The following is a 2,500-nucleotide window of genomic DNA, read 5'->3' as shown; positions in this document are numbered from 1 at the left end:
GCGTGCCGCTTTAATGGGCGAACAGCCCAACCCTTGGGACCGACTACAGCCCCAGGATGCGACGAGCCGACATCGAGGTGCCAAACCTCCCCGTCGATGTGGACTCTTGGGGGAGATAAGCCTGTTATCCCCGGGGTAGCTTTTATCCGTTGAGCGATGGCCCTTCCATGCGGAACCACCGGATCACTAAGCCCGACTTTCGTCCCTGCTCGACTTGTCAGTCTCGCAGTCAAGCTCCCTTGTGCCTTTACACTCTGCGAATGATTTCCATCCATTCTGAGGGAACCTTTGGGCGCCTCCGTTACTCTTTAGGAGGCGACCGCCCCAGTCAAACTGCCCACCTGACACTGTCTCCCCACGCGCTAAGCGTGGCGGGTTAGAATGGTCATACAGCCAGGGTAGTATCCCACCATTGCCTCCTTGCACGCTGGCGCGCGCAGCTCTTAGGCTCCTACCTATCCTGTACAAGCGGTACAAACATTCCATATCAGGTTGCAGTAAAGCTCCACGGGGTCTTTCCGTCCTGTCGCGGGTAACCTGCATCTTCACAGGTACTATAATTTCACCGAGTCTCTCGTTGAGACAGTGCCCAGATCGTTGCGCCTTTCGTGCGGGTCGGAACTTACCCGACAAGGAATTTCGCTACCTTAGGACCGTTATAGTTACGGCCGCCGTTTACTGGGGCTTCAATTCGCACCTTCGCTTGCGCTAAGCGCTCCTCTTAACCTTCCAGCACCGGGCAGGCGTCAGCCCCTATACGTCACCTTACGGTTTTGCAGAGACCTGTGTTTTTGCTAAACAGTCGCCTGGGCCTATTCACTGCGGCTCTCTCGGGCTTTCACCCTAATAGAGCACCCCTTCTCCCGAAGTTACGGGGTCATTTTGCCGAGTTCCTTAACGAGAGTTCTCTCGCTCACCTTAGGATTCTCTCCTCATCTACCTGTGTCGGTTTGCGGTACGGGCAGTACAGTTCTAACTAGAGGCTTTTCTTGACAGCGTGAAATCAGGAACTTCCGTACTTAATTTCCTTCCCCATCACAGCTCATGCTTCGCGAGAAGCGGATTTGCCTACTTCTCACACTCACTGCTTGGACGCACCTTTCCATTCGTGCGATTCCTTATCCTTCTGTGTCACCCCATTGCTCAAACAAACGGCACTGGTACAGGAATATCAACCTGTTGTCCATCGCCTACGCCTATCGGCCTCGGCTTAGGTCCCGACTAACCCTGAGCGGACGAGCCTTCCTCAGGAAACCTTAGATATTCGGTGGAAGGGATTCTCACCCTTCTTTCGCTACTCATACCGGCATTCTCACTTCTAAGCGCTCCACCAGTCCTTCCGGTCTGACTTCAACGCCCTTAGAACGCTCTCCTACCACGAACATCCGAAGATGTTCATCCACAGTTTCGGTAATACGTTTAGCCCCGGTACATTTTCGGCGCGGGGTCACTCGACCAGTGAGCTATTACGCACTCTTTCAATGGTGGCTGCTTCTAAGCCAACATCCTGGTTGTCTAAGCAACCCCACATCCTTTTCCACTTAACGTATATTTTGGGACCTTAACTGGTGGTCTGGGCTGTTTCCCTTTCGACTACGGATCTTATCACTCGCAGTCTGACTCCCGAGTATAAGTACATGGCATTCGGAGTTTATCTGAATTCGGTAACCCGAGAAGGGCCCCTAGTCCAAACAGTGCTCTACCTCCACGACTCTTTACCTCGAGGCTAGCCCTAAAGCTATTTCGGAGAGAACCAGCTATCTCCAAGTTCGATTGGAATTTCTCCGCTACCCACACCTCATCCCCGCACTTTTCAACGTGCGTGGGTTCGGGCCTCCAGTAAGTATTACCTTACCTTCACCCTGGACATGGGTAGATCACCTGGTTTCGGGTCTACGACCTGTTACTTCATACGCCCTATTCAGACTCGCTTTCGCTACGGCTCCGCTTTTTCCGCTTAACCTTGCAACAAATCGTAACTCGCCGGTTCATTCTACAAAAGGCACGCTATCACCCATTAACGGGCTCTAACTACTTGTAGGCACACGGTTTCAGGTACTATTTCACTCCCCTTCCGGGGTGCTTTTCACCTTTCCCTCACGGTACTGGTTCACTATCGGTCACTAGGGAGTATTTAGCCTTGGGAGATGGTCCTCCCGGATTCCGACGGAATTTCACGTGTTCCGCCGTACTCAGGATCCACTCTGGAGGGAAAGACGTTTCGACTACCGGGCTTTTACCGTCTCTGGCGGGCCTTTCCAGACCGCTTCATCTACATCCTTCTTTTGTAACTCCGTATAGAGTGTCCTACAACCCCAAGAAGCAAGCTTCTTGGTTTGGGCTCTTTCCGTTTCGCTCGCCGCTACTCAGGAAATCGATTTTTCTTTCTCTTCCTCCAGGTACTTAGATGTTTCAGTTCCCTGGGTCTGCCTTCCTAACGCTATGTATTCACGTCAGGATACTATCCGACTAAAGATAGTGGGTTCCCCCATTCGGAAAT

1 rRNA gene (cut by both window edges) is annotated in these 2,500 nt (G+C 52.4%); it reads right to left on the bottom strand.

The features are described 5' to 3' along the window. A 23S ribosomal RNA gene (locus EL241_RS01090) occupies positions 1 to 2,500 on the bottom strand (it extends past both window edges: 324 nt to the left, 109 nt to the right).

The organism is Listeria grayi (assembly GCF_900638015.1).
Classification (GTDB): domain Bacteria; phylum Bacillota; class Bacilli; order Lactobacillales; family Listeriaceae; genus Listeria; species Listeria grayi.
Note: the sequence above shows the minus strand (reverse complement) of the source record. Positions and strands in the feature narration are given on the sequence as shown.